The organism is Acinetobacter sp. LT1, assembly GCF_059800965.1.
The window spans coordinates 1-501 of sequence record NZ_JBBAXE010000041.1; the positions used below are offsets into that span (position 1 = coordinate 1).

The window sequence follows — 501 nt, forward strand, 5'->3', positions numbered from 1 at the left end:
ATCTGTACCTGCATTGCCTGCTGCATCTGTTGCAGTCACGGTAATGGTGTGTGGACCATCAGTTAATGCAGGAAGTGTATTGTCTGCAAGCGTCCAGGTGCCGTCACCATTATTCACTGCCGGATAGTCAATACCATCCACATTTACAACCACAGTGGCTGTCGGATCGTTCACTGTACCAGTGAGTGCTGGTGTGCTGTCATTCGTCAACACATCATCAAGTGCAACCACCGGCGGTGTGATGTCGGCAGAGACTGTGCCTGTACCTGGCAATGAAGTATTGCCTGCAGGGTCAGTCGCTGTTGCTGTAACCGTATCGCCATCTACCAGATTGCCCGGGTTTGGTACTGACCATGTTCCGTCTGTGCCTGCCACGACTGTTGCAGTGGTGCCATCAGGATATGTCACAGTCACTGTAGAACCAGGTTCTGCTGTACCGCTCACTGGGTCAGTTGCATTGATTGGATCAAGTACAGGTGCATTTGGTGCGGTGGTATCAAT

1 protein-coding gene is annotated in these 501 nt (G+C 51.5%); it reads right to left on the reverse strand.

What is annotated here, in order from left to right:
* Positions 1–501: Ig-like domain-containing protein (locus WBW42_RS18765; RefSeq protein ID WP_498479069.1), on the reverse strand; the 501-nt coding region annotated here is incomplete at both ends.